Genomic DNA, 21,723 nt, shown 5'->3' with positions numbered 1-21,723 from the left:
CCCGCCCTCTCCGGCGCCGGTCAGTCGAGGTCGATGTGTTCGCCGGCGCCGGACCCCTCGTCCCGGGGGCCTTCGGGGCCTTCCGCCTTCTTTTCGGTGCCCGCGGGGTCCCCCGCCCCCGGGTCCAGCGGCCTTCCTGGCCCTGGACCGCGGAGCGGTAGGCGGCGAGCAGTTCGTTACCGGCCGCCGCGATGTGATCGAAAACGTCCGGATTGCGTTCGATGACGGGCTCCACGGCCGCCTTGGCCTGCTGGATGACCTGCTGCACGGCCCCCTGCGCGGCCATGCCGAGCAGCGGCGCCTGGAACGAGCCGAGCTTGTCGGCCACCGCGTCGACCAGCTTGCGCAGCTCCTCGGCGGCGGTGCCGGGCGGCGGCCCGTAGGCGGCGCGGCGGCGGGCCTGCTCGGCGGCGAGGTCCTCGGCGCACGCGTCGGCCCAGGCGTCCTCGTCGGCGGGGCGATCGGTGGCTTCGCTCATGGCGGACTCCAGGGGGCATCGTGGCCGGCGGCCCGGCATACCGGACACGTACCTTCGACGGTACCCGAACGGCGGTGGGCCGTTCAGCCCGTCCGGGGCCAGAGCGCGGGATCGGGCGTGAAGCGGACCCGGAGCACCCCGTCGGTGAGGGCCGCGCCGGAGACGGTGCAGCGGCGCAGGGCGGGCTCCAGGGGCACGATGCGGTGGAACGGGCCGACGGTCAGGAGGAGTTCGCCGCCGCGCCGGACGAGCTGGAGGTCCTTCTTGACGGCGCCGGGGAGCCGCAGGCACCAGACGAGTATCCCGTCGCCTTCGGGGCCGCCGGCCTCCTCGGTCCACCAGGGGTCCGGGGCCCGGCCGCCCGCCTCGCCGATGCCGGACACGGCGAGCGCGTTGCCGTCGCCGTCCGCGCCGGCCAGGGCCAGGAGGTCGTCGGGGCCCTGCGGGTCGCGGCCGAGGTGGGCGACGCGGACCGGGGCCGCCCCCTCGTCCGCCCAGTGGCCGAGGGACTTCTCCTGCTGGGCGGCGAGCGCGGCGAAGAAGGGGTCCGGGGAGTGGCCGGGCAGCAGCCGGTTGGCGACCGGTGCCTCGGCGCGCAGCCCGTGCAGGGCGAGGCCGGTGCGGGCGGTGCGCAGGGCCTCGTCGGCGGCGGGCCCGGGCTCGGCGACGAGCCGGAGGGTGGTGGACCGGTCCTCGATCAGCGCCTGGACCTGGGCCAGTTCGGCGTCGTGCCGGGCTGCGGCCTCGTACAGCCACTGGGCGGGCATGGGCACCCCGGCCAGCTGGGCGAGCATCGGGCGCAGGGCGCGGGCGGCCTGGCGCTCCTGGGGCAGCAGCCGGCGCAGATAGCGGCGCAGCTGTTCGGGGAGGGCGAGCAGGCGGAGGGCGTCGCGCAGGGGCGGGAGGTCCACGACGAGGAGGTCGTACGCCTCGGCGGACCAGTCGCCGCGGGCGGCCCGGCGCAGCGCGTGGAGCAGGGCGAGTTCGCCGCTGCCGGGGAGTTCGGTCAGCTCCTCGCCGTCCAGCGGGTTGCCGCCGAGCAGTTCGAGGACGGACGACAACTGCTCCTGGAGGGACAGGAGTTCGTCGCGGAAGTGGGCGGCGGAGTCGATCCGGACGGACCGCAGCCCGGCGGTGACCGGGGTGGGGGCGGTGGCGTCGGGGAAGCCGGGTATCGGGTCGGCGGAGATCAGCAGGGTGCGGGCGCCGTCGCGGGCCGCGGCGAGCGCGGTGGCCGCCGCGACGGTCGTACGGCCTGCTCCGCCGGGTCCGGTGACCAGGACCGTACGCACGCGCTCAGCCCTTCGGGACGGACTCGACGCGCTTCTTCAGGCCGGCGAGGGCGCGGTCGATGATGACCTTCTCCGCCTTGCGCTTGATCATGCCGAGCATGGGGATCTTGACGTCGACGGTCAGCCGGTAGGTGACCTCGGTGCGGTCGCCGTCGCCGAGCGGCGCGAGCGCGTAGGAGCCGTCGATGGCGCGGAGCATCTGGGACTTGACCAGGGTCCAGCTGACCTCGTAGTCGCCGATCCAGGTGTAGGCGAGGGTGTGGTCGTCCTTGATGGCGCCGGCGTCCAGGACGAGGCGGACCTTCTCGGCGCGGCCGTGCTCGTCGGTGCCGAGGACCTCGGCCTCCTTGACCTCGCCGGTCCACTCCGGATAGCGCTCGAAGTCGGCGATCACACCCATGACGTCGGCCGGCGCCGCCTCGATCGTGATGCTCGAGCTGGTGTGTTCAGCCATCGCTGTGGCCCTCCAGTGCGGTGTACCGGTCCGTCGGCAGGAGCCTGCCGCCAGAAGGCTATCGCGTGCGCCCGGCGGCCCGTCCCAGGGTGGGGCGGTTCACCACTCCAGTGCCCAGGGCCGGCCGGTGGAGGCGAAGTGGCCGACGTTCACGCACTCGGTGGCACCGATCCGCATCCGGCGGGCCAGTGGCTGGTGGACGTGGCCGAAGAGGGAGTAGCGGGGGCGGGTGCGCCGGATGGCGTCGAGCAGGGCCCGGCTGCCGCGCTCGAAGCGGCGCGCCACGGTGTCGTAGACCAGCTCGGGCACCTCGGGCGGGATGTGGGTGCAGAGCACGTCGACCTCGCCGACCGCCTCGATCTTGGCGGCGTACTCCTCGTCGCCGATCTCGTACGGGGTGCGCATCGGCGTCCGCAGGCCGCCGCCGACGAAGCCGAAGACGCGGCCGCCGATCTCGACCCGCTCGCCGTCCAGGACGGTGGTGCCGGGGGCGGCGTACTCGGGCCAGAGGGCGGGGATGTCGACGTTGCCGTAGGTGGCGTACGTCGGGGTGGGCAGCGCGGCGAACATCTCGGCGTACTGCCGGCGGACCGCTTCGGTGATCGCGGCGTTGCGGTCCATGCCCTGCCAGAGCTGCCGGCCGAAGTCGCGGGCCTCGTCGAAGCGGCGGGCGGTGCGCAGGGCGACGATCCGGTCGGCGTTCTCGACGCCGAAGAGGTCGGGGAAGATGCCGCGCGAGTGGTCGGCGTAGTCGAGGAAGAGGACCAGGTCACCGAGGCAGATCAGGGCGTCGGCACCGTCCCCGGCGCGGGCCAGCGCCTCGGTGTTGCCGTGCACGTCGCTGACCACATGGACGCGGGTGTTCGCTCCTGCTCGCATGAAAACAGCGTAGAGCCTGCGCAGAGGCCCCGGACCTGCGGTTACTTCCTGGTGTGCGGACGGGTGGACTACTGTGCGCGAAAGGACGTCCCGATATGTGTGACGCATAAGACATCTGGCCGGGACCCCCTATCCGGAACCGAGTACTGGTGGGTAACGTCCGGGCAGTCCAGTCGTGCTCACCCCACTGAGCACCCGCCATCTTGGACCGCGCCGGTGCGTCACACAGAGCCGTGGCACCGGAGCCCGATGAGGAGCAGCAGTCTTGCGCGAGTTCAGCCTTCCGGCCCTGTACGAGGTCCCCTCGGACGGCAACCTGACGGATCTCATCCGCCGCAATGCCGCTCAGCATCCCGATGTCGCGGTGATGAGCCGCAAAGTGGCGGGCGTCTGGACGGACGTCACCGCCACGCGGTTCCTGGCCGAGGTCCGGTCGGCCGCCAAGGGCCTGATCGCGGCGGGCGTCGAGCCCGGCGACCGGGTCGCCCTGATGTCGCGCACCCGGTACGAGTGGGTGCTGCTGGACTTCGCGATCTGGAGCGCGGGCGCGGTCACCGTGCCGGTGTACGAGACCAGCTCGCCCGAGCAGGTGCAGTGGATCCTCGGTGACTCGGGGGCCGTCGCGGTCCTCGTGGAGAGCGACGTCCACGCCGCCGCCGTCGCCTCCGTGCGCGACCGGCTCCCCGGGCTGCGCCACGTCTGGCAGATCGAGAAGGGCGCCGTCGACACGCTCCGCGCCGAGGGCGAGGAGGTCTCCGAGGAGACCGTCGACCTGCGCAGCGCGTCGGCCCGCGCCGACGACCCCGCCACCATCGTCTACACCTCCGGCACCACGGGCCGCCCCAAGGGCTGCGTCCTGACGCACCGCAGCTTCTTCGCGGAGTGCGGGAACGTGGTGGAGCGCCTCAAGCCCCTCTTCCGTACCGGCGAGTGCTCGGTCCTGCTCTTCCTGCCCGCCGCCCACGTCTTCGGACGGCTGGTCGAGGTCGCCTCGGTGATGGCGCCGATCAAGCTCGGCTGCGTCCCGGACATCAAGAACCTCACCGACGAGCTGGCCGCGTTCCGCCCGACGCTGATCCTCGGCGTGCCGCGCGTCTTCGAGAAGGTCTACAACGCCGCGCGCGCCAAGGCGCAGGCCGACGGCAAGGGCAAGATCTTCGACAGGGCCGCCGACACCGCGATCGCCTACAGCCGCGCGCTGGGCACCCCGCAGGGCCCCTCGCTGGGCCTGAAGTTCCGGCACAAGGTCTTCGACCGCCTGGTCTACGGCAAGCTGCGCGCGGTGCTCGGCGGGCGCGGCGAGCACGCGATCTCCGGCGGCGCCCCGCTCGGCGAGCGGCTCGGCCACTTCTACCGGGGCATCGGCTTCACCGTCCTGGAGGGCTACGGCCTCACCGAGTCCTGCGCGGCCACCGCCTTCAACCCCTGGGACCGGCAGAAGATCGGCACGGTCGGCCAGCCGCTCCCCGGTTCCGTGGTGCGCATCGCGGACGACGGCGAGGTGCTGCTCCACGGCGAGCACCTGTTCTCCGGCTACTGGAACAACGAGGCGGCGACGGCCGAGGCGCTGGCGGACGGCTGGTTCCACACCGGGGACATCGGCACGCTGGACGAGGACGGCTACCTCGCGATCACCGGCCGCAAGAAGGAGATCATCGTCACGGCCGGCGGCAAGAACGTCGCGCCCGCCGTCATCGAGGACCGCATCCGCGGCCACGCCCTGGTGGCGGAGTGCATGGTGGTCGGCGACGGGCGGCCCTTCGTGGGCGCGCTGGTGACGCTGGACGAGGAGTTCCTGGGCCGCTGGGCCGAGGAGCACGGCAAGCCGGCCGGCTCGACCGCGCTGTCGCTGCGCGACGACCCGGAGCTGATCGCCGAGGTGCAGCGCGCGGTGGACGACGGCAACGCGGCGGTCTCCAAGGCCGAGTCCGTACGCAAGTTCCGCATCCTGGGCGCCCAGTTCACCGAGGAGGCGGGCCACATCACGCCCTCGCTGAAGCTGAAGCGGAACGTGGTGGCGAAGGACTTCGCGGACGAGGTGGAGTCGATCTACCGCTCGTGAGCGCGTGCGGCGTACGACGACGAGGGGGCCCGCACCGGTGTGGTGCGGGCCCCCTCGTCCGCGTATCAGAGCAGTTCGCGCAGCCGCTCCGCGAGCAGGTCCCAGCGCCACTTCTCCTCGACCCAGGCCCGGCCCCGCTCCCCCATGCGCCGCCGCAGCTCCGCGTCGCCCAGCAGCGCGGTGATCCGGTCCGCCGCCTCGCCGGGCTCACCGCCGCGCACCACCCAGCCGCTCTCGCCGTCCAGCACCGCGTCCGGGGCGCCGCCCGAGTCGCCGGCCACCACCGGCAGCCCGGTCGCGGACGCCTCCAGGTACACGATGCCCAGGCCCTCCACGTCGAGGCCGCCGCGCCGGGTCCGGCAGGGCATCGCGAAGACGTCCCCGGCCCCGTAGTGCGCGGGCAGCTCCGACCAGGGCACCGGCCCGGTGAACCGCACGGAGTCCGCCACCCCGGTGCGCGCGGCGAGCCGCCGCAGGTCGTCCTCGTAGGGCCCGCCGCCCACGATCAGCAGGACCGCGTCCGGCTGGGCGGCCAGGATCGCGGGCATCGCGAGGATCAGGGTGTCCTGGCCCTTGCGGGGCACCAGCCGGGACACGCAGACCACGACCGGCCGTTCGGTGAGCCCGAGCCGGGCCCGGACCTCGTCGCCGCCGGAGTCCGGGCGGAACGTCTTCTCGTCCACGCCGGGGGGCAGCTGCACCATGCGGCGGGCGGCGGCCGGGCTCAGCGCGGCGGCGATCCGGGAGCGGGTGTACTCGCCGAGGTAGGTCAGCGTGTCGGTGCCCTCGCCGATCCGGCGCAGCAGCTGCCGGGAGGCGGGCAGCTGCGCCCAGGCCGCCTCGTGGCCGTGCGTCGTGGCGACGAGCCGCCGGGCGCCCGCCTCGCGCAGCGCCGGGCCCATCAGGCCGAGCGGGGCGGCGGCGCCGAACCAGACGGACGAGCAGCCGTGCGCGCGCAGCAGCTCCGTGGCGCGCCGGGTCACCCGCGGGGTCGGCAGCAGCATCGTCGTACGGTCGCGGACGACGGTGAACGGCTGCTCGGCGTCGAAGGCGGCGGTGGCGGCCGCGCCCTCGGCCCCGCGCTTCCAGGTGGAGGCGTAGACGACGACCCGGTCGGGGTCGAGCCGCAGCGCCATGTTGTGCAGGAACGCCTGGATGCCTCCCGGGCGGGGCGGGAAGTCGTTGGTCACGATCAAGGTCTTGTCCATCGCCGCCGACAGTACCGGGCCCCGGCGGCCGTGCCTGATGGCCCGCGCACAGGGCGTACGGGCATCATGGCTGTTTCGTACGGCGTACAGGACGGGTGAGGGCAGGTCATGACGGGTTCCAGCGGCACGCGTCCGGCGGCCTTCGTGGTGTGGGCGCTCACCAGGGCGGTGCTGCTGCTCTGGGTGACCAAGGTGGTCACCCCGCCGGGGCTCGACGTGACGAGCGACGTGTCGGTGATCTACCACGGCTGGTCCGAGGTGCTGCGCTCCGGCAGCTACCCGCAGTCCGACGTCACCTGGCAGTACCCGCCGGTGGCGGCCCTGGCGGTCCTCTCCCCCGCCCTGCTGCCGTTCCTGGACTACGCCACCGCCTTCTACGTGCTGGCGTTCCTGTGCGACGCGCTGGTCCTGGGGATGCTGCTGCGCGCGAGCGACGGTCCGGGGCGCCGGGCGGCCGGGGTGTGGGTGTGGGTGGCGGGCGTCCCGCTGCTCGGCACGACCGCGTACGCCCGGTACGACGTGATGGTGACGGCGGTGGCGGTGGCGGCGCTGCTGGCCGGGCTGCGGCACCCCCGGGTGCTGGGGGCGCTGGCCGCGTTCGGGGCGCTGCTGAAGGTGTGGCCGGCGCTGGTGCTGGCCGGGACGGCCCGGGGGCGCGCGACCCGGCTGGCCTGGGGGACGGCGGCGGCGGTGGCGGCCGGGCTGCTGCTGGTGTGCGTGGCGGCGGCGCCGGGCGCGCTGGCGTTCCTCGGCTTCCAGCGGGACCGGGGCACCGAGGTCGAGTCGCTGGGGGCGCTGGTCTTCCATGTGTGGCGGCAGTTCGGCTGGGAGGGCCGGGTGGAGCTGCACTACGGCTCGCTGGAGTTCCTGGGCCCGCATGTGCCGCTGGTGAGCACCCTGGCGCTGGGGCTGAGCGTCGCCGCGTTCGGCTGGCTGCTGGTGTGGCGGCTGAAGGCGCGGACCTTCGGGGTGAGTACGCCGGCGGACGCGGCGTTCACGGCGGTGCTGCTGTTCACCACGACGAGCCGGGTGATCAGCCCGCAGTACATGCTGTGGCTGGTCGGCCTCGCGGCGGTCTGCCTGGTGCTGCGGGAGAGCCGGATGGGGTGGCCGGCCGTGCTGGTGGTGGCGGCCACGGGCGTGACGCAGCTGGAGTTCCCGATCGGCTTCGTCCATGTGGTGACGAGCGACGCGCACGGCCTGACCCTGATGTTCCTGCGCAACGGGCTGCTGGTCGCCGCGTGTGTGCTGGCGGCCGTGCGGCTGTGGCGGGACACGGTACGGGCCCCGAGCCGCGAGGCGGTCCGGGAGGCGGCGGAGCCCGCGCTCAGCCGAGCCGGTCGCGCAGATACACCCGCCAGCGCGCCGTGAAGTCCTGCGGGGTGGTGCCCAGCACCTCGTGCAGGGCGTCCTCGATCGCCCCGTCGCGCCCGTGGTGGGCGCCCACGGCCCGGTAGAAGGCGAACAGCTTCTCCTCGCCCCAGCGGTCCGCGATCAGCTCGCAGGCCAGCCAGGAGCCCTCGTACGCCTTCGCCAGCCGGTCCGCGTCCCCGGCGAAGGCGAAGTCCTCGTCGTCGGGCAGCCCGGCCGGCAGGTCCCCGGCCCGCACCGCGTCGGCCAGCTCGGGGGCGATCTCCTCGGCGGTGCGGTCCTGGTCCCGGTAGGCCGCCCAGTCCGCGAAGCCCTCGGAGAGCCAGGTCGGAGTGGCGGACGAGGTCCGTTTGCGGGTGGCCACATGGGCGGTCTCGTGGGTGAGGACGACGCGCTGCCCGAAGTCGCCGAGCAGGGCGTACGCCTCCGGGTTGACGATCACCCGGTCGGCGGGGGCCTTTCCGGTGGTGCCGGTCTCGCCGGTGGTGACGGCCGCTATGCCCTTGTAGTTCGAGGCAGGTGACCCGAGCAGCCGGCCCATCTCCGTCACGCTGTCCGGCACCAGCACCACGACGCGCCCCGCCCACCGCTCCGGCCAGGCGGCGGAGACCGCGGGCACCGCCTCGTCCGCCGTCGCCGCGATGGCGTCCAGCTCGTCCCGGGTGCGGCCGACGCCCAGGACCAGGCTGTGCCTGCCGCGCACCACCTCGACGTCGCCCTGCTCCCACAGCTGCCCGGCGCTGCCGTCGGCGGCCCGGTCCGCGGTGACGTACCAGCGGCCGTCCGCCGGGTCCCGGGCCAGGTCGACGACCCGGTCGACGGAGACCGGGGCGCTGTCGTAGCCCGCTATCCGGTAGCCGAGCGTGACGTCGGCGGTGACCCGGTCCGCCCCGTGCGGGGTGAGGTGGGTCAGCCGGTACGCCCAGGAGCCGAGCGGCACCTCCGCCAGCCGGGCGATCTCCCGGCGCTGGGCGGTGCGCAGCGCGGTGGCGTCCGGGTCGACGGCGGCGGCGTAGGCGGCCGGGTCGTGGTGCAGCACGGCCGCGGCGCGCCGGTCCAGGGTGGCGCGGACGCCCCGGGAGGTGCTGTCGGGCGCCCTGTCGGCCGGGGCGGAGCAGCCGGCGGCGCACAGCAGTGCGGCGAGGACGGCACCCGCCGCCCGCCGCCCACCACGTATGCGCACCTGTTCGACCACATGACGAGCGTACGGGCTGTCGCCGGGCTCAGACCCGGGTGACCGAGGAGACGGGCATCATCCCGACGGGGTCGTAGCGGACCGGGGCGCCCGGGTACGGGGCGTGGATGACCTGGCCGTTCCCGACGTACATCGCGATGTGGCTGGCGTCCGCCCGGTAGGCGACGAGGTCTCCGGGGCGGGCCTCGGAGAGCGGCACCAGGTGCCCGGCGTACCGCTGGGCCTGCGAGGTCCGGGGCAGGCTCACCCCGGCCCGGGCCCAGGCCCACTGCATCAGCCCGGAGCAGTCGAAGCCGGAGGGCCCGTTGGCGCCCCACACATAGGGCCGGCCGAGCGCCTGCTGGGCGGCCAGGACGGCCGCCGCGGCGCGGGACGAGCCCGCGGGGAGCCCGGCCAGGAGCCCGGCGCCCGGATCGCGGCCGTCGCGGGAGGCGCGGGCCAGGGCGGCCCGCTCGGAGGCCGGCAGCGACTTCAGCAGCTGCCTGGCCCGGGCGAGCTTGCCCTCGACGGTCCGCTTGTGGCGGCTGACGGCCTCCCGGCGGCGCTCCAGGCCGGCCAGTGAGCGGGCCGCCTCGGCCCGGGTCTGGGCGAGCGCCCGCTGGGCCTTGCGCAGCTCGGCGAGGGCGGTGGCCCGGTGGGCGTCGGCCATGGTGACGGCGGAGGCCCGGTCGAGGTAGCTGTCGGGGTCCGAGGTGAGCAGCAGGGCCAGCGAGGGGTCGATGCCGCCCGCGCGGTACTCCGCCCGGGCCGCCGAACCCAGCTCCTCGCGCATCCGGTTGATGCGTTCCTGGCCCCGGGCCGCCCGGTCCTGGGCCCGGCTGAACTCGCCGCGCAGCCGGGTCACGTCCTCGCCGGCCCTGTTGTACCGCTCGGTGGCGCGCTCGGCCTCGGCGTACAGGTGGTCGACGCGGGCCCCGGCGGACTGCGGGGTGTCCTGCGGCTCGGCGTGCGCGGTGGCGGCGCCGAGCGTGGCGGCCGCGGTCGCGGCCGCCGCCGTCAGGACCGTGGCCCGGGCACCGCGGCCGGTACCTGGCTGTGTGGAACGGCGATGGGATCCCACAGGACGCCGCACTCCCTTCCGCTGTCCGCAGACGCGCGCGGCCCCTGCCGCCCGGGCGGGCGGACCGACGTACGGGAGCCGTGACAGCAGGCAGACAGTAGCCGCGTGATCACGGAGCGGACAAAGACGCGCCGGACCGGTGGGGGCCACACACAGTGACGCCCCGCCGGTGACCTGTGGTCTCCGGCGGGGCGGGCGTCAGTACGGGGCGCGGGAATTCGCCCGTTCGGGCGCGGTTCAGATGCGCACGGCGGCGTAGATGCTGCCGATGGTGCTCATCGACTCGTAGCGGACGTAGGCGCCGGGGTACGGGGCGTGCAGGACCTGGCCGTTGCCCGCGTAGAGGCCGACGTGCTCGTTGCCGTTGAAGAAGACCAGGTCGCCGGGGGCCAGCTGGCTGACGCCGATCCGGTGACCCTGGTTGACCTGGGTGTACGTGGTGCGGGTGATGTTGACGCCGGCCTGGGCGTACGCCCACATGGTCAGGCCCGAGCAGTCGAAGGAGTTGGGGCCGGTGGCCGCGGGCACGTACGGCTTGCCCAGGCGGGTGGCGGCGGCGTTGAGGGCGGCCTTCCCGAGACCGGAGGCGGCGACCTCGTTGCCGAGTTCGACCCGGGTGCCGGCGGCGCGGCTCGCGCGGGCCTCGTCCTGGCGCATCTTCTCGCGCTCGGCGGCGGTGAGGGTGTTGAGCAGCTGGCGCGCCTCGGTGAGCTTGGCCTGCTGCTGCTTCTTCTTCTCACCGAGCGTCTTGCGGACGGCGGCGAGGTCGCTCAGCTTGTCCTGGGCCTCCTTGCGCTGCTGCGCGAGGGCCCGCTGCTTCTCCTGGACCTTCGACAGGGCCTCGGTCTGCTTGGCCGTCAGCTGGTCGAGCGCGGACGCCTGGTCGAGGAAGCTGTCCGGGTCGGAGGAGAGGAACAGCTGTACGGAGGGGTCGATGCCTCCGGAGCGGTACTGCGCGGCGGCGAGGGAACCGAGGCCGGACCGGAGCTGGTTGAGCTCCTCCTGGCCGCGGGCCACCTTGTCCTGGATCGCGCCGATCTGCTTCTCGAGCTTCTCCTGCTTCTCCTTCGCCCCGTTGTACTGCTCGGTGGCCGCTCCGGCCTCGTGGTAGAGCTTGTCGACCTTCGCCTTGACCTCGTTCTTGGTCGGCTTGGGGTCGGCGTGAGCGGCCTGGGAGGACAGGGCGACGGCCGCGGCTGCGGTCGCGGTGAGCACGGTCACACGAGTGCGGCTCGGCTGCTTGGGACGACGGTGGGACGCCACGAAGGCGAGCTCCTTCTTCCTCGAGCCGCCTACCGGATCTGTGGGGGGAGGGGATCCCCGGCTCCGTGCACGTCACGGACTCGGCGGTTCCTTCGCCGCCACCCCGGGTGGGTGATCGACCGCGCGAAGGTTCGAGGCCCGACCCTAGTGACCATCTTGTGATCAGTTCAAATCCTCACAGGAAAAATCTCGTCACACACGGCACTTCTTTACCCACACCCCACGGCGTGTAGCGGTGACTTGACGGTCCGTTCCCTGATCTCGGCCGAACTCCCCGCAAGGGGCGCTAAACCCGCGAAAGCCGCTTCAGGAGCAAGGCGGACGCAACGGGCCTGGCCCCCGCCTTCGCCACTCCGTCGGCCACCTCGCGGTCGGTGGAGACCACCACCACGGGCCGCCCCGGCGGCTCCGCGCGCGCCAGTTGGCGGATCAGCTCGTCGGCGGTGACCCCCGGCTTGCTGAACAGCACCCGCACCCCGCGCGGCGGCGCGAGGAGCACCGGGGCGGCCAGCTCCGCCCCGTCGAACACACACGTCATCTCCGCGCCCGTGCGGGCCGCGAGGACCGAGAGCCCGCCGAGCAGCCGCAGCCGCTGCTTCTCCAACGGCATCTGCGGATAACCCGTCTTGGTGACGTTGTAGCCGTCCACGATCAGATGGGCCTGCGGCAGCTCCAGGAGCTGGTCGAGCAGGGCCGGGTCGGTCTCCGAAAGGGCCCTGGCCGCGATGTCCTTGGGCGACATCCGGCCGGGCTCCACCGCGTCCACACTGTCCGCGGGCCGCATCGAGGACGGCGGCAGCGCCAGTTCGCGCCGCAGTCCGCCGGCCGCTTCGAGCACCGTGTCGAGCAGCAGCCGCAGCCGCATGTCCTCGACCGAGCGCCCCTCCCGGGCCGCCCTGCGACTCGCCTCGACGGACGCCTCCGCCTCCCCGAGCCGCGCCCTCAGCCGCCGGGTCTCGCTCTCGGCGGCGGACACCTGCGCGGCCGCCTCGGCGCGTACGTTCTCGGTCTCGGCCTTGGACCTGCGCAGCGCCGCCTCACCGCGCTTGACCTCGCTGAGCGCGCTGCGCAGCTTGCGCTGGAGGGAGTCCGCCTCCTTGCGGGCGGCGTCCAGCTCGACGCGGAGCCGTTCCGTCTCAGTCTTCGTGTGCGCCCGGGCCTCGGCCAGCTCCTCGCGCAGCCGCGCCACTTCGCGCCGGCTCTCCTCGCCGGCCCGCTCGGCGTCCGCGCGCTGGACCTCCTCGCCGGCCGCGGCGACGAGCTTCACCCAGCCGTCCGGGCGCAGCACGTACGCCGCCGCCGCCACGTCCACCGGATCGGCCGCGGCGGGCGGCGCGCCGGACTCCAGGGCACCCGCCAGCTCCGGCTGGGCCTCCCTCAGCCGGTCGGCGATGCGGCGGCGGAACCGTTCGTCGTTCGCCACGGCGGCCGCCATGGCGTTCCCGGCGAACTTGGCGCGCCGGGAGGCCGTGAAGCGGGCGTACTGCCTCAGCTGGGCGGGCAGTTCGGCGACCGTGAGACCGCCGAACGCGTCGGACACCAGCGCCACGACCCGGCGCCGTACCCCTTCGGGCAGCGGGCGGTCGAGCGCCTCCACGGCGTCGTCGGCCCCGTCGGCCGACGCGGCGCCGCCCTCGGGCTGCTCCACCATCCGTCACCCCATTGTGTTGTCTCCGCACGGCCCCGTCAGGAGTCGGCACCCGGCCTGTCGACGAGCTCGATCTGGTCCACCGCGTTGCACCAACGACAACGGACCGACTCGATGGTCTCACTGACCACCTCGCGTTCCTCGACGCTCGACTCACCGGCCAGGTCGAGGTGCACGTACTCCACGACCTTCGAGGACCGCGTCACGTCGAACCGCGTGAGGTTCCCGCAGAGCGTGCAGCGCCAGCGGGTCGTGTCGGTCGGCTGGGGAACGGTCGTCATCGTGCGTCCTCTTTCGTCGAGCCGTGAGCTGCCGGACAAGGGTCTCGCGGTGCGCCGTCGAACTGCGGATGTCCACCCGTCACCCTACGGCCTCGGTGCGTCCGCCCGGCACGGCGAGGCGGTCTGTCCCGTTCGCTCCGTTTGCGTCATGCTCTGTTCATGATCGATCGGCGGGCCGCCGCGGGCAGGCTCCTTCGGGCGGCCACTTCGGGCGGGCCGCCGGTGACGTACGCCCTCATCGCCCTGTGCTGCGCGGTCTTCGTGATCAGCCCGCTCTCCGGCTTCGTCCCGGTGCGCGGCGGGGCCGACGCGCTGCTCGCCGCGCAGGCGGGCTACTTCGAGCGGTGGGGTGTGATCCCGAGCGAGCTGTGGGACGGCTCGGCGCACGCGCTGTTCACCCCGTTCACCGCGCTGTTCGTGCACGGCAGCTGGCTGCACCTGCTGGGGAACATGCTGTTCCTCTACGTGTTCGGCGCGATGGCCGAGGAACGCATGGGGCACACCGAGTTCGCCCTGTTCTACCTGGGCTGCGGCTACCTCGCGCTGCTCGCGTACGCCGCCGCGCACGCCACGTCCGACCAGACGCTCGTCGGCGCTTCGGGGGCGATCTCGGCGGTGCTCGGGGCGTTCCTCTACCTCTTCCCCGGGCCCGGGTGACCAGCGTCTTCCCGTTCCTGCTGTTCCTGCCGCTGCGCTTTCCCGCGTGGGTGGTGCTGATCTTCTGGTTCGTGCTCCAGTGGCTGGCCGCCGAGGGCGCGGGGAGCGGCCCGGGCGTGGCGTACCTGGCCCACGTCGTCGGCTTCGCGACCGGCTTCCTGTACGCCTGGGGCCGCTACAGGCGCGACGGCGGAGGCCCTAGAGTGAAAGCTCCAGCCACGGCCACCGAGGGAGAAACACAGCCGTGATCACCGCGATCGTGCTCATCAAAACCAGCGTGGACCGGATTCCCGAGATCGCCGAGGCCATCGCCGCGCTGGACAGCGTCAGCGAGGTCTTCTCGGTCACCGGCACCTACGACCTGATCGCCATGGTCCGGGTGGCCAAGCACGACGACCTGGCCGAGGTCATCCCCGGCCGGATCAGCAAGATCCCGGGCGTCGAGGCGACCGACACCCACGTCGCCTTCCGCACGTACTCGCAGCACGACCTGGAGGCCGCGTTCTCCATCGGCCTGGACGCCTAGGGCTCGCGCCGCCCGGCCCTCAGATCTGGGCGGCGCCCCGGTCCGGCACGCAGCGGCCGTCCTCGGTGCGGTACTTCCAGCGTGCCCCGTCGCTCACCAGCTCCCGGACCGCGCGCAGGAAGCGCTCGACGTGCTCGTCCGGGGTCCCGGCGCCGAAGCTGACCCGGATCGCGTTCAGGGACCGCTCCCCCGGCTCCGCCTCGGGCGCGCCGCACTCCCCCGCCTCGCCCGGGTCGCTGCCGAGCAGGGTGCGCACGAGCGGGTGCGCGCAGAAGAGGCCGTCGCGCACCCCGATGCCGTACTCGGCGGAGAGGGCGGCGGCGAAGTGGGAGCTGTTCCAGCCCTCCACCACGAACGAGATTACGCCGACCCTCGGCGCCTCGTCGCCGAACAGCGAGAGCACCTTCACCTCGGGGACCTCGGCAAGACCCGTCAGGACCTCGGCGACGAGGTGCTGCTCGCGGGCGACCAGCCGGTCGAATCCGGCCTCGGTGAGCGCCTTGCAGGCGGAGGCGATGGAGTAGACGCCGATGACGTTGGGCGAGCCGGCCTCGTGCCGGGCGGCCGTGGTGTGCCACTCGACGTCCACGCCGCCGTCCGCGCGCCGGGCCACCGTGCGGGACGCGCCGCCGCCGGCCAGGTACGGCTCGGCCTCGCGCAGCCAGTCGGCCCGGCCGGCCAGGACGCCCGAGCCGAACGGGGCGTACAGCTTGTGCCCGGAGAAGGCGACCCAGTCGACGTCCAGCTCGGCGATGTCCACGGGGTGGTGCGGGGCGAGCTGGGCGGCGTCCAGGACGATCCGGGCGCCGTGGGCGTGCGCGGCGGCGGCCAGCTCCCGTACGGGCCACAGCTCGCCGGTCACGTTGGAGGCGCCGGTGACGCAGACCAGGGCGGGGCCGTGGGGCTCACGGCCGGCGAGGGCCGCCTCCAGCGTGGCGACGGCCTCGGCGGGGGTGCGCGGGGCGTTCAGGTAGGTGACGTGGGCGTCGCGCCAGGGCAGCAGCGAGGCGTGGTGCTCGGTCTCGAAGACGAAGACCTGGCAGTCGGCGGGCAGCGCGGCGGCCAGCAGGTTCAGCGAGTCCGTGGTGGACCGGGTGAAGACCACCTGGTCCTCGGGGCGGCAGCCCAGGAACTCCGCCACGGTGGCCCGGCTGGACTCGAAGAGGTCCGTGGACAGCTGCGAGAGGTACCCGGCGCCCCGGTGCACGCTGCCGTAGTACGGGGCGTAGGCGGCCACGTCGTCCCAGACCCGCTTCAGGGCCGGGGCGCTCGCCGCGTAGTCCAGGGCCGCGTAGCCGACCTCCCCACCGGTGACCAGCGGGACGAGGACGTCCTCGCCCAGAACCGGCAGCGGGGCACAGAGCGACTGGTCGGCGGCAGCGGTGGAGACAGACATGGCGAACTCCCGTAACAGGCAGGCGAATTCCGCGTGCCGGCAGAGACGCGGCAGCACGGAGTGAAAGAAAGAGGGGGTGTGCGGAACAGGGCCTGAGGCCCTAACGCATTCGCTTGCTCACAAGAGGCTCCCTGAGGACCAAGGACCCCACGGGTGGACGTCACGCGACGTCGAGGGGTCCGCGCTTGCCGCAGACCTCGCTGCCTGCGGCCTGGTCTTCACCCGGGGCACCCCGCCACGGACGGAGGGTTGCCGGACAGCGGGCCGGGGCCGTAGTCGCTGTCACTCATGACCTGCGCAGCATCTTGCCATACGTACGGGAACGCGCAAGGCGCAGTCCGCGATCCGGACTGCGCCCCGCCTCACATCGACGCGCTCACGCGTTGCTGGCGACGACCCATCTCTCCAGCGCCCGCCCGGCCGCACCCGAGTCGATGGACTCGGCGGCCTTCGCCATACCGGCCCGGATCTGCTCGGTCAGCGGCCCCTCGCCCGGGTCCAGCGCGACCAGCGCCGCCGCCGAGTTGAGCAGTACGGCGTCCCGTACCGGACCGGTCTCCCCGGCCAGCAGCCGGCGCGCCACATCCGCGTTGTACGAGGCGTCGGCGCCGCGCAGCGCCTCCACCGGGACCAGCTCGACGCCCACGTCGCGTGGGTCGAAGGTCTCCTCGCGGACCACGCCGTCCCGGGCCACCCAGACCCGCGAGGTCGCCGTGGTGGTCAGCTCGTCCAGGCCGTCGTCGCCCCGGAAGACCAGGGCGGAGTTGCCGCGCTCGGCGAGGACGCCCGCGACGATGGGGGCCATCCGCGGATCGGCCACCCCGATCGCCTGGGAGCGCACCCGGGCCGGGTTGGTGAGCGGGCCCAGGATGTTGAACGTGGTGGGCGCGCCCAGCTCCGCACGCGCCTTGGCCGCGTGGCGCAGGGCGGGGTGGAACTTCACCGCGAAGCAGAAGGTGATGCCCGCCTCCTCGGCCACCTCCACTACGCGCCGGGGAGTCAGCTCCAGGTTGACGCCGAGCTTCCCGAGCACGTCGGACGAGCCGCTGGCCGACGAGGAGGCGCGGCTGCCGTGCTTGACGACCTTCGCGCCGGTGCCGGCCACGACGATCGCGGACATCGTGGAGATGTTGACGGTCTTGGCCATGTCGCCGCCGGTGCCGACGATGTCGACGGTGCGGCCGGGGACCTCGATGGTCGTCGCGTGCTCGTACATCGCGCGGACCAGGCCGGAGACCTCGGTGACCGTCTCTCCCTTGGCACGCAGGGCGACCGCGAATCCGGCGATCTGCACGTCGGTCGCCTCGCCGCTCATGATGCGGTCCATGGCCCACGCGGTGGCGTCGGAGTCCAGGTCCTCGCCGCGCAGCAGGGGGGTCAGCACGCCGGGCCAGGAGAAGGCCGCCACGCTGTCGCCGCCGTCCGGGGTCACAACGTTCATGGTCCGCTCCTGGGGTCCACAGCCGATAAGGGATCGGCTCCACCCTATCGAGCCCCCGGGGACGGCAAAGAGCCCCGTCCAGCGAATGGACGGGGCTCTCGCCGTGGCGATCAGAACGGGTGATCAGTGGTGGCCGTGGCCGCTGGTGATCTCCTTGTACTCCTCGGCGGTGGGCTTGGCGATCTGGCTGCTCTCGCCGTACAGGCTCTTGCTGAGCCGCGCCCGGACCTTGGTGATCCTGGAGACCTTGCGCTCGACCCCGTTCTCGTCGACCGTCGGGCCGATCTCGAGCGGCTTGTACTGCTCGTGCGCGGTGAGCGCGTACCGGGCCTCCGGCGACAGCGGCTCGTGCACCTCGACGAACTCACCGTGCGGCAGGCGCTTGATGAGACCCGACTCGCGGCCGTGCAGCACCTTCTCCTTGTCGCGGCGCTGGAGGCCGAGGCAGATCCGCCGGGTCGCGACGAACGCGATGACCGGGCCGACGAAGAAGGCGATACGGACGAACCAGCTGATCGAGTTGAGCGAGAGGCTGAAGTGCGTCGCCCAGATGTCGTTGCCGCCGCCGATCAGCATGACGAAGTAGATCGTCACCCAGGCGACGCCCAGGGCCGTCCGGGTCGGCGCGTTGCGCGGCTTGTCCAGGATGTGGTGCTCGCGCTTGTCGCCGGTGATCCAGGACTCGATGAACGGCCACAGGGCCAGCGCACCGAGCACCACACCGAACAGGACGAGCGGGATGAAGACACCCAGGACCAGCGTGTGGCCCCAGAGGTTGATCTCCCAGCCCGGCATCACACGGACGAAGCCTTCGGCGAAGCCCATGTACCAGTCCGGCTGGGCGCCCGTGGACACCTGGTCGGGGCGGTACGGGCCGAGTGCCCAGATCGGGTTGATCGAGGCGATCGCCGCGATGATCGCGATGAAGCCGAAGACCAGGAAGAAGAACCCGCCGGCCTTCGCCATGTACACCGGCAGCAGGGGCATGCCGACGACGTTCTTGTTCGTCTTGCCGGGACCCGCGAACTGGGTGTGCTTGTGGTAGAAGACCAGGATGAGGTGGCCGACCACGAGCCCGAGCATGATGCCCGGCAGCAGCAGGATGTGGATCGAGTAGAACCTCGCGATGATGTCGCCGCCGGGGAACTCCCCGCCGAACAGGAACATCGAGATGTACGTACCGACGATCGGCGTCGACAGGATCGCGCCCTGGGTGAAGCGGACACCGGTACCGGAGAGCAGGTCGTCCGGCAGCGAGTAACCGGTGAAACCGGTGAACATGCCGAGGACGAACAGCAGGAAGCCGAAGAGCCAGTTGATCTCGCGCGGCTTGCGGTACGCGCCGGTGAAGAAGACGCGCATCATGTGCACGAACATGCCGGCCAGGAAGATGACCGCGGCCCAGTGGTGGATCTGCCGGACCAGCAGACCACCGCGGACGTCGAAGCTGATGTCCAGCGTCGAGGCGTACGCCTCCGACATCCGGATGCCCTGCATGGGCTCGTACGGGCCGTGGTAGACGACCTCGTTCATGCTCGGGTGGAAGAACAGCGTCAGGTACACACCCGTGAGGATGATGATGATGAAGCTGTAGAGGCAGATCTCACCGAGCATGAAGGACCAGTGGTCCGGGAAGATCTTGCGCATGTTGGCCTTGGCGAGGGAGTAGATCCCCAGCCGGCCGTCCGCCCAGTCGGCCACCCGCTCACCGGCGGGCGCCTTGCGGTTGCCCGGCGCCGCTGCGCCGGGTGTGTTCGTCGCAGTACTCATCCGCGCTCCCAGAATGCAGGACCGACGGGCTCTTCGAAGTCACCGAGCGCCTGGAGGTTGCCCTCGCTGTTCACGCCGATCCGCAGCTGCGGGAGGGCGTGGCCGGCCGGACCGAAGATGACGCGGGCGCCGTCGGAGAGGTCGAAGGTGGACTGGTGGCACGGGCAGAGCACGTGGTGCGTCTGCTGCTCGTACAGGCTGATCGGGCAGCCGACGTGCGTGCAGATCTTCGAGAAGGCGACGATGCCCTCGTGCGCCCACTCGCGCTCGCGCTTGTCCTTGATGTCGTCCGGCTCGATGCGGATGATCATCAGGGCGGCCTTGGCGATCTGCGTCTGGAAGTCCTCGTCGTGCTCCTCCAGGCCCTCGGGCATGGCGAAGGTCAGCGAACCGACGACCACGTCCTCGGGACGCAGCGGCTCCATCGTGTTCATGTTGACGAGCTGCTTGCCCTCGGCCCACAGGGTCTTGCGGAGCTTCTTCTCCGGCAGCGGACCGAGGTCGCGCAGCAGCATCACGCCGGAGAGCGGCACCAGGGCCAGCGCGCCGAACATGGTGTTGCGGATCAGCTTGCGACGGCCGAGCGCGGACTCCCGGGCGCCGTCCGCGAAGTCCGACAGGACCTTCGCCTTGACCTCGGGCGTCGCCTCGATGGCGTGCCGGTCGTCGGCGACCTCGACGTCGGACATCAGGGTGCGCGCCCAGTGGACGGCGCCCGCGCCGATCAGGAAGAGCGCCAGCCCCAGAGTCAGACCCAGGGAGAAGTTGAGCGCGCTGACATGACCGAACGGGAAGATGAAGACGATCTTGTCGACCGGGAAGATGACGTAGGAGGCGATGAAGCCCACCGTCGCCAGCATGGACAACAGGAACATGGTCGCGACGGTGCGCTCGGAGCGCTTCGCGGCCCGCTCGTCGATGTCCTGGATGCGCGGCTTGTGGGCCGGCAGCCCCGGGTCGGCGAACGGGTCGTCGTGCGCCGGTTCTACCGCGCCGTGCGCGGCGGCCTGCTCGTCGGGCAGGTTCTCTTCTGGAATCTCTTGGCTACTCATGACTTCTTGGCCTTAGCGGTGTGGGCCGCGACCCAAATGGCAACTGCGATCAGACCGCCCAGACCGAAGATCCAGCCGAACAGGCCCTCGCTGACCGGACCCAGGCCGCCGAGAGCGAGGCCGCCGGGGGACTCGGCTTCGGAGCCGTTCACGGTCTTGACGTAGGCGATGATGTCCCGCTTCTGCTTCTCGGGCATCGTCGAGTCGGGGAAGGACGGCATGCTCTGCGGGCCGGTCAGCATGGCCTCGTAGATGTGCTTCGGGCTCACGCCGTCCAGGTCCGGCGCGTACTTGCCGTTCGTCAGCGCGCCGCCCTTGCCGGTGAAGTTGTGGCACTGCGCGCAGTTGGTACGGAACAGGTCGCCACCCTTGGCGATGTCCGCACCCTCAGGGCTGACCTGGCTCTTGGTCGGGACGACCGGACCGGCGCCGAGCGACGCGACGTAGGCCGCGAGCTGGTCGATCTCGGCCTGGCTGTAGATGACCTTCTTCTTCGGTACCTGGGCGCCCGGCTGCTGCGCGGGCATGCGGCCCGTACCGACCTGGAAGTCCACGGCGGCGGAGCCCACGCCGACAAGCTGCGGCCCGTCGGAGGTGCCCTGACCGCCGGTTCCGTGGCAGCTGGCGCAACCGACGGAGTACAGCTTCTTGCCCTCGTTGATGGCGAGGGACTGGGCGGTGTCGTCGGCCTGCGCCTTACTCGCGGGCGCGAACGCGGCGTACAGCCCCCCGGTGGCCGCCAGCGCGAGGAGTAGTACGACGACCGCCGCCAACGGATGGCGTCGTCGTGCGGAGAGCTTTTTCACGGATTACCCCGGTGTCAGGATCTTCTGCGTCGATGCTGGATGTGGTTCGGGCTCGGGCCCGGTTACTTGATCATGTAGATCGTGGCGAAGAGGCCGATCCACACGACATCGACGAAGTGCCAGTAATAGGACACGACGATGGCGGCGGTCGCCTGTTCATGGGTGAACCTCTTGGCCGCGTACGTCCTGCCCAGAACGAGCAGGAAGGCGATGAGACCGCCCGTCACATGCAGACCGTGGAAGCCGGTGGTCAGGTAGAACACCGAGCCGTACGGGTCGGAGGACAGCGAGAGGCCGTCCTTCTTCACCAGCTCGGTGTACTCGAAGACCTGGCCTCCGATGAAGATCGAACCCATCACGAAAGTGATCACGAACCACGCACGGAGCTTCTTCACATCGCCCCGCTCCGCGGCGAAGACGCCGAGCTGGCAGGTGAGTGAGGAGAGCACCAGGATCGTGGTGTTCGTCGCCGAGAACGGGAAGTTCAGGGCGGACGCCATTTCCTTCCAGTGTTCCGGTCCGGTCACCGATCGCAGGGTGAAGTACATCGCGAAGAGGGCCGCGAAGAACATCAGCTCGGAGCTCAACCAGATGATGGTTCCGACGCTGGTGAGGTTCGGCCGATTGACCGACGGGTGCGCGTGCCCGGTTTCTACTGTCGTTGCTGTCGCCACGACCGACATTATGTCGGTCGCTTATCCCGCCCTCACTCCGGGGGGTGCCGTTCGGTGTGTCAGAGGGGTGTGTCCTGCCCGAACGGCCCATGGAAGGGCTGTGCGAACCGGTACTGACACGCTGTCGGGCGGAGTACGATCCGCGCATCGGACGGCTCCCGTTCCCCGGGGGCCCCGAGTGCCCCGAAGACACGGATGTCACGGAGGAAC

The 21,723-nt window shown here is 72.1% G+C and carries 18 protein-coding genes, 2 pseudogenes and 1 riboswitch; of the genes and pseudogenes, 4 read left to right on the top strand and 16 right to left on the bottom strand.

The window, feature by feature from the left end; all coding sequences use genetic code 11:
• Positions 1-20 precede the first annotated feature (20 nt).
• The 4 genes and pseudogenes from NEH16_RS23500 to NEH16_RS23485 form a co-directional block, all read right to left on the bottom strand.
• Positions 21-478: pseudogene (locus tag NEH16_RS23500) on the bottom strand (DUF5304 domain-containing protein).
• An 83-nt stretch (positions 479-561) separates the two neighbouring features.
• Positions 562-1,770, bottom strand: a complete 1,209-nt coding sequence (locus NEH16_RS23495; protein ID WP_265544786.1) for an ArsA family ATPase — start codon at positions 1,768-1,770, stop codon at positions 562-564.
• 4 nt (positions 1,771-1,774) lie between these two features.
• Positions 1,775-2,224, bottom strand: a complete 450-nt coding sequence (locus NEH16_RS23490) for an SRPBCC family protein (protein ID WP_018104407.1) — start codon at positions 2,222-2,224, stop codon at positions 1,775-1,777.
• 99 nt (positions 2,225-2,323) lie between these two features.
• A complete protein-coding gene (locus NEH16_RS23485; RefSeq protein ID WP_265544784.1) occupies positions 2,324-3,103 on the bottom strand; it encodes a metallophosphoesterase family protein in 780 nt (259 codons plus the stop codon).
• Between the two features lie 265 nt (positions 3,104-3,368).
• Here NEH16_RS23485 and NEH16_RS23480 point away from each other — a divergent pair, with 265 nt between their 5' ends.
• Positions 3,369-5,165, top strand: coding sequence for an AMP-dependent synthetase/ligase (locus NEH16_RS23480; protein WP_265544783.1), 1,797 nt, complete (start codon positions 3,369-3,371; stop codon positions 5,163-5,165).
• Positions 5,166-5,230: 65 nt separating this feature from the next.
• Here NEH16_RS23480 and NEH16_RS23475 read toward each other — a convergent pair whose 3' ends face one another.
• Positions 5,231-6,373 carry a glycosyltransferase family 4 protein gene (locus NEH16_RS23475; RefSeq protein ID WP_265544780.1) on the bottom strand — a complete coding sequence of 381 codons (1,143 nt, stop codon included), beginning with the start codon at positions 6,371-6,373 and terminating at the stop codon, positions 5,231-5,233.
• A 108-nt stretch (positions 6,374-6,481) separates the two neighbouring features.
• On the opposite strand from NEH16_RS23475, the gene NEH16_RS23470 reads away from it, so the two are divergent.
• Positions 6,482-7,744 carry a glycosyltransferase family 87 protein gene (locus tag NEH16_RS23470; RefSeq protein ID WP_265544779.1) on the top strand — a complete coding sequence of 421 codons (1,263 nt, stop codon included), beginning with the start codon at positions 6,482-6,484 and terminating at the stop codon, positions 7,742-7,744.
• Here NEH16_RS23470 and NEH16_RS23465 read toward each other — a convergent pair.
• From NEH16_RS23465 to NEH16_RS23445, 5 genes are all read right to left on the bottom strand, one after another.
• On the bottom strand, positions 7,701-8,939 hold the full coding sequence (locus NEH16_RS23465) for a hypothetical protein (protein WP_265544777.1): 1,239 nt from the start codon (positions 8,937-8,939) through the stop codon (positions 7,701-7,703). The two genes, NEH16_RS23470 and NEH16_RS23465, sit on opposite strands and share 44 nt — an antisense overlap.
• A gap of 28 nt (positions 8,940-8,967) precedes the next feature.
• Positions 8,968-9,999 carry a C40 family peptidase gene (locus tag NEH16_RS23460; RefSeq protein WP_265544776.1) on the bottom strand — a complete coding sequence of 344 codons (1,032 nt, stop codon included), beginning with the start codon at positions 9,997-9,999 and terminating at the stop codon, positions 8,968-8,970.
• A gap of 237 nt (positions 10,000-10,236) precedes the next feature.
• On the bottom strand, positions 10,237-11,262 hold the full coding sequence (locus NEH16_RS23455) for a C40 family peptidase (RefSeq protein WP_073968146.1): 1,026 nt from the start codon (positions 11,260-11,262) through the stop codon (positions 10,237-10,239).
• 286 nt (positions 11,263-11,548) lie between these two features.
• A complete protein-coding gene (locus NEH16_RS23450) occupies positions 11,549-12,913 on the bottom strand; it encodes an NYN domain-containing protein (RefSeq protein ID WP_276103919.1) in 1,365 nt (454 codons plus the stop codon).
• Positions 12,914-12,948: 35 nt separating this feature from the next.
• On the bottom strand, positions 12,949-13,191 hold the full coding sequence (locus tag NEH16_RS23445; protein WP_018104398.1) for a hypothetical protein: 243 nt from the start codon (positions 13,189-13,191) through the stop codon (positions 12,949-12,951).
• Between the two features lie 159 nt (positions 13,192-13,350).
• Here NEH16_RS23445 and NEH16_RS23440 point away from each other — a divergent pair.
• Positions 13,351-14,096: pseudogene (locus NEH16_RS23440) on the top strand (rhomboid family intramembrane serine protease).
• Positions 14,093-14,374, top strand: a complete 282-nt coding sequence (locus tag NEH16_RS23435) for an Lrp/AsnC family transcriptional regulator (RefSeq protein ID WP_073968144.1) — start codon at positions 14,093-14,095, stop codon at positions 14,372-14,374. The pseudogene NEH16_RS23440 and the gene NEH16_RS23435 overlap by 4 nt, the downstream one beginning before the upstream one ends.
• Positions 14,375-14,393: 19 nt before the next feature.
• Here the strand turns inward: NEH16_RS23435 and NEH16_RS23430 are convergent, their stop codons facing one another.
• The 6 genes from NEH16_RS23430 to ctaE form a co-directional block, all read right to left on the bottom strand.
• A complete protein-coding gene (locus NEH16_RS23430; protein ID WP_265544773.1) occupies positions 14,394-15,770 on the bottom strand; it encodes an aminotransferase class V-fold PLP-dependent enzyme in 1,377 nt (458 codons plus the stop codon).
• 176 nt (positions 15,771-15,946) lie between these two features.
• Positions 15,947-16,064, bottom strand: a riboswitch (SAM riboswitch).
• An 82-nt stretch (positions 16,065-16,146) separates the two neighbouring features.
• A complete protein-coding gene (gene trpD, locus NEH16_RS23425; protein WP_265544772.1) occupies positions 16,147-17,211 on the bottom strand; it encodes an anthranilate phosphoribosyltransferase in 1,065 nt (354 codons plus the stop codon).
• A gap of 123 nt (positions 17,212-17,334) precedes the next feature.
• Positions 17,335-18,981 (bottom strand): cytochrome bc1 complex cytochrome b subunit, encoded by a 1,647-nt coding sequence (gene qcrB / locus NEH16_RS23420; RefSeq protein WP_073968141.1) that lies wholly within the window; start codon positions 18,979-18,981, stop codon positions 17,335-17,337.
• Positions 18,978-20,033, bottom strand: coding sequence for a cytochrome bc1 complex Rieske iron-sulfur subunit (gene qcrA / locus NEH16_RS23415; RefSeq protein WP_073968140.1), 1,056 nt, complete (start codon positions 20,031-20,033; stop codon positions 18,978-18,980). Before qcrA ends, qcrB begins: the two co-directional genes overlap by 4 nt.
• On the bottom strand, positions 20,030-20,839 hold the full coding sequence (qcrC, locus tag NEH16_RS23410; protein ID WP_073968139.1) for a cytochrome bc1 complex diheme cytochrome c subunit: 810 nt from the start codon (positions 20,837-20,839) through the stop codon (positions 20,030-20,032). Before qcrC ends, qcrA begins: the two co-directional genes overlap by 4 nt.
• A gap of 62 nt (positions 20,840-20,901) precedes the next feature.
• Positions 20,902-21,522 carry an aa3-type cytochrome oxidase subunit III gene (ctaE, locus tag NEH16_RS23405; RefSeq protein WP_026171689.1) on the bottom strand — a complete coding sequence of 207 codons (621 nt, stop codon included), beginning with the start codon at positions 21,520-21,522 and terminating at the stop codon, positions 20,902-20,904.
• Positions 21,523-21,723 lie beyond the last annotated feature (201 nt).

This window comes from Streptomyces drozdowiczii, from assembly GCF_026167665.1.
Classification (GTDB): domain Bacteria; phylum Actinomycetota; class Actinomycetes; order Streptomycetales; family Streptomycetaceae; genus Streptomyces; species Streptomyces drozdowiczii_A.
This window is presented reverse-complemented; position numbering and strand designations above follow the sequence as displayed.

Excerpts from the sequence above, each read along its gene's own strand:
- NEH16_RS23490 (WP_018104407.1), bottom strand. The coding sequence starts at position 2,224 with ATGGCTGAACACACCAGCTCGAGCATCACGATCGAGGCGGCGCCGGCC.
- NEH16_RS23485 (WP_265544784.1), bottom strand. The coding sequence starts at position 3,103 with ATGCGAGCAGGAGCGAACACCCGCGTCCATGTGGTCAGCGACGTGCAC.
- NEH16_RS23475 (WP_265544780.1), bottom strand. The coding sequence starts at position 6,373 with ATGGACAAGACCTTGATCGTGACCAACGACTTCCCGCCCCGCCCGGGA.
- NEH16_RS23470 (WP_265544779.1), top strand. The coding sequence starts at position 6,482 with ATGACGGGTTCCAGCGGCACGCGTCCGGCGGCCTTCGTGGTGTGGGCG.
- NEH16_RS23450 (WP_276103919.1), bottom strand. The coding sequence starts at position 12,913 with ATGGTGGAGCAGCCCGAGGGCGGCGCCGCGTCGGCCGACGGGGCCGAC.
- NEH16_RS23445 (WP_018104398.1), bottom strand. The coding sequence starts at position 13,191 with ATGACGACCGTTCCCCAGCCGACCGACACGACCCGCTGGCGCTGCACG.
- NEH16_RS23430 (WP_265544773.1), bottom strand. The coding sequence starts at position 15,770 with ATGTCTGTCTCCACCGCTGCCGCCGACCAGTCGCTCTGTGCCCCGCTG.
- trpD (WP_265544772.1), bottom strand. The coding sequence starts at position 17,211 with ATGAACGTTGTGACCCCGGACGGCGGCGACAGCGTGGCGGCCTTCTCC.
- qcrB (WP_073968141.1), bottom strand. The coding sequence starts at position 18,981 with ATGAGTACTGCGACGAACACACCCGGCGCAGCGGCGCCGGGCAACCGC.
- qcrA (WP_073968140.1), bottom strand. The coding sequence starts at position 20,033 with ATGAGTAGCCAAGAGATTCCAGAAGAGAACCTGCCCGACGAGCAGGCC.
- ctaE (WP_026171689.1), bottom strand. The coding sequence starts at position 21,522 with ATGTCGGTCGTGGCGACAGCAACGACAGTAGAAACCGGGCACGCGCAC.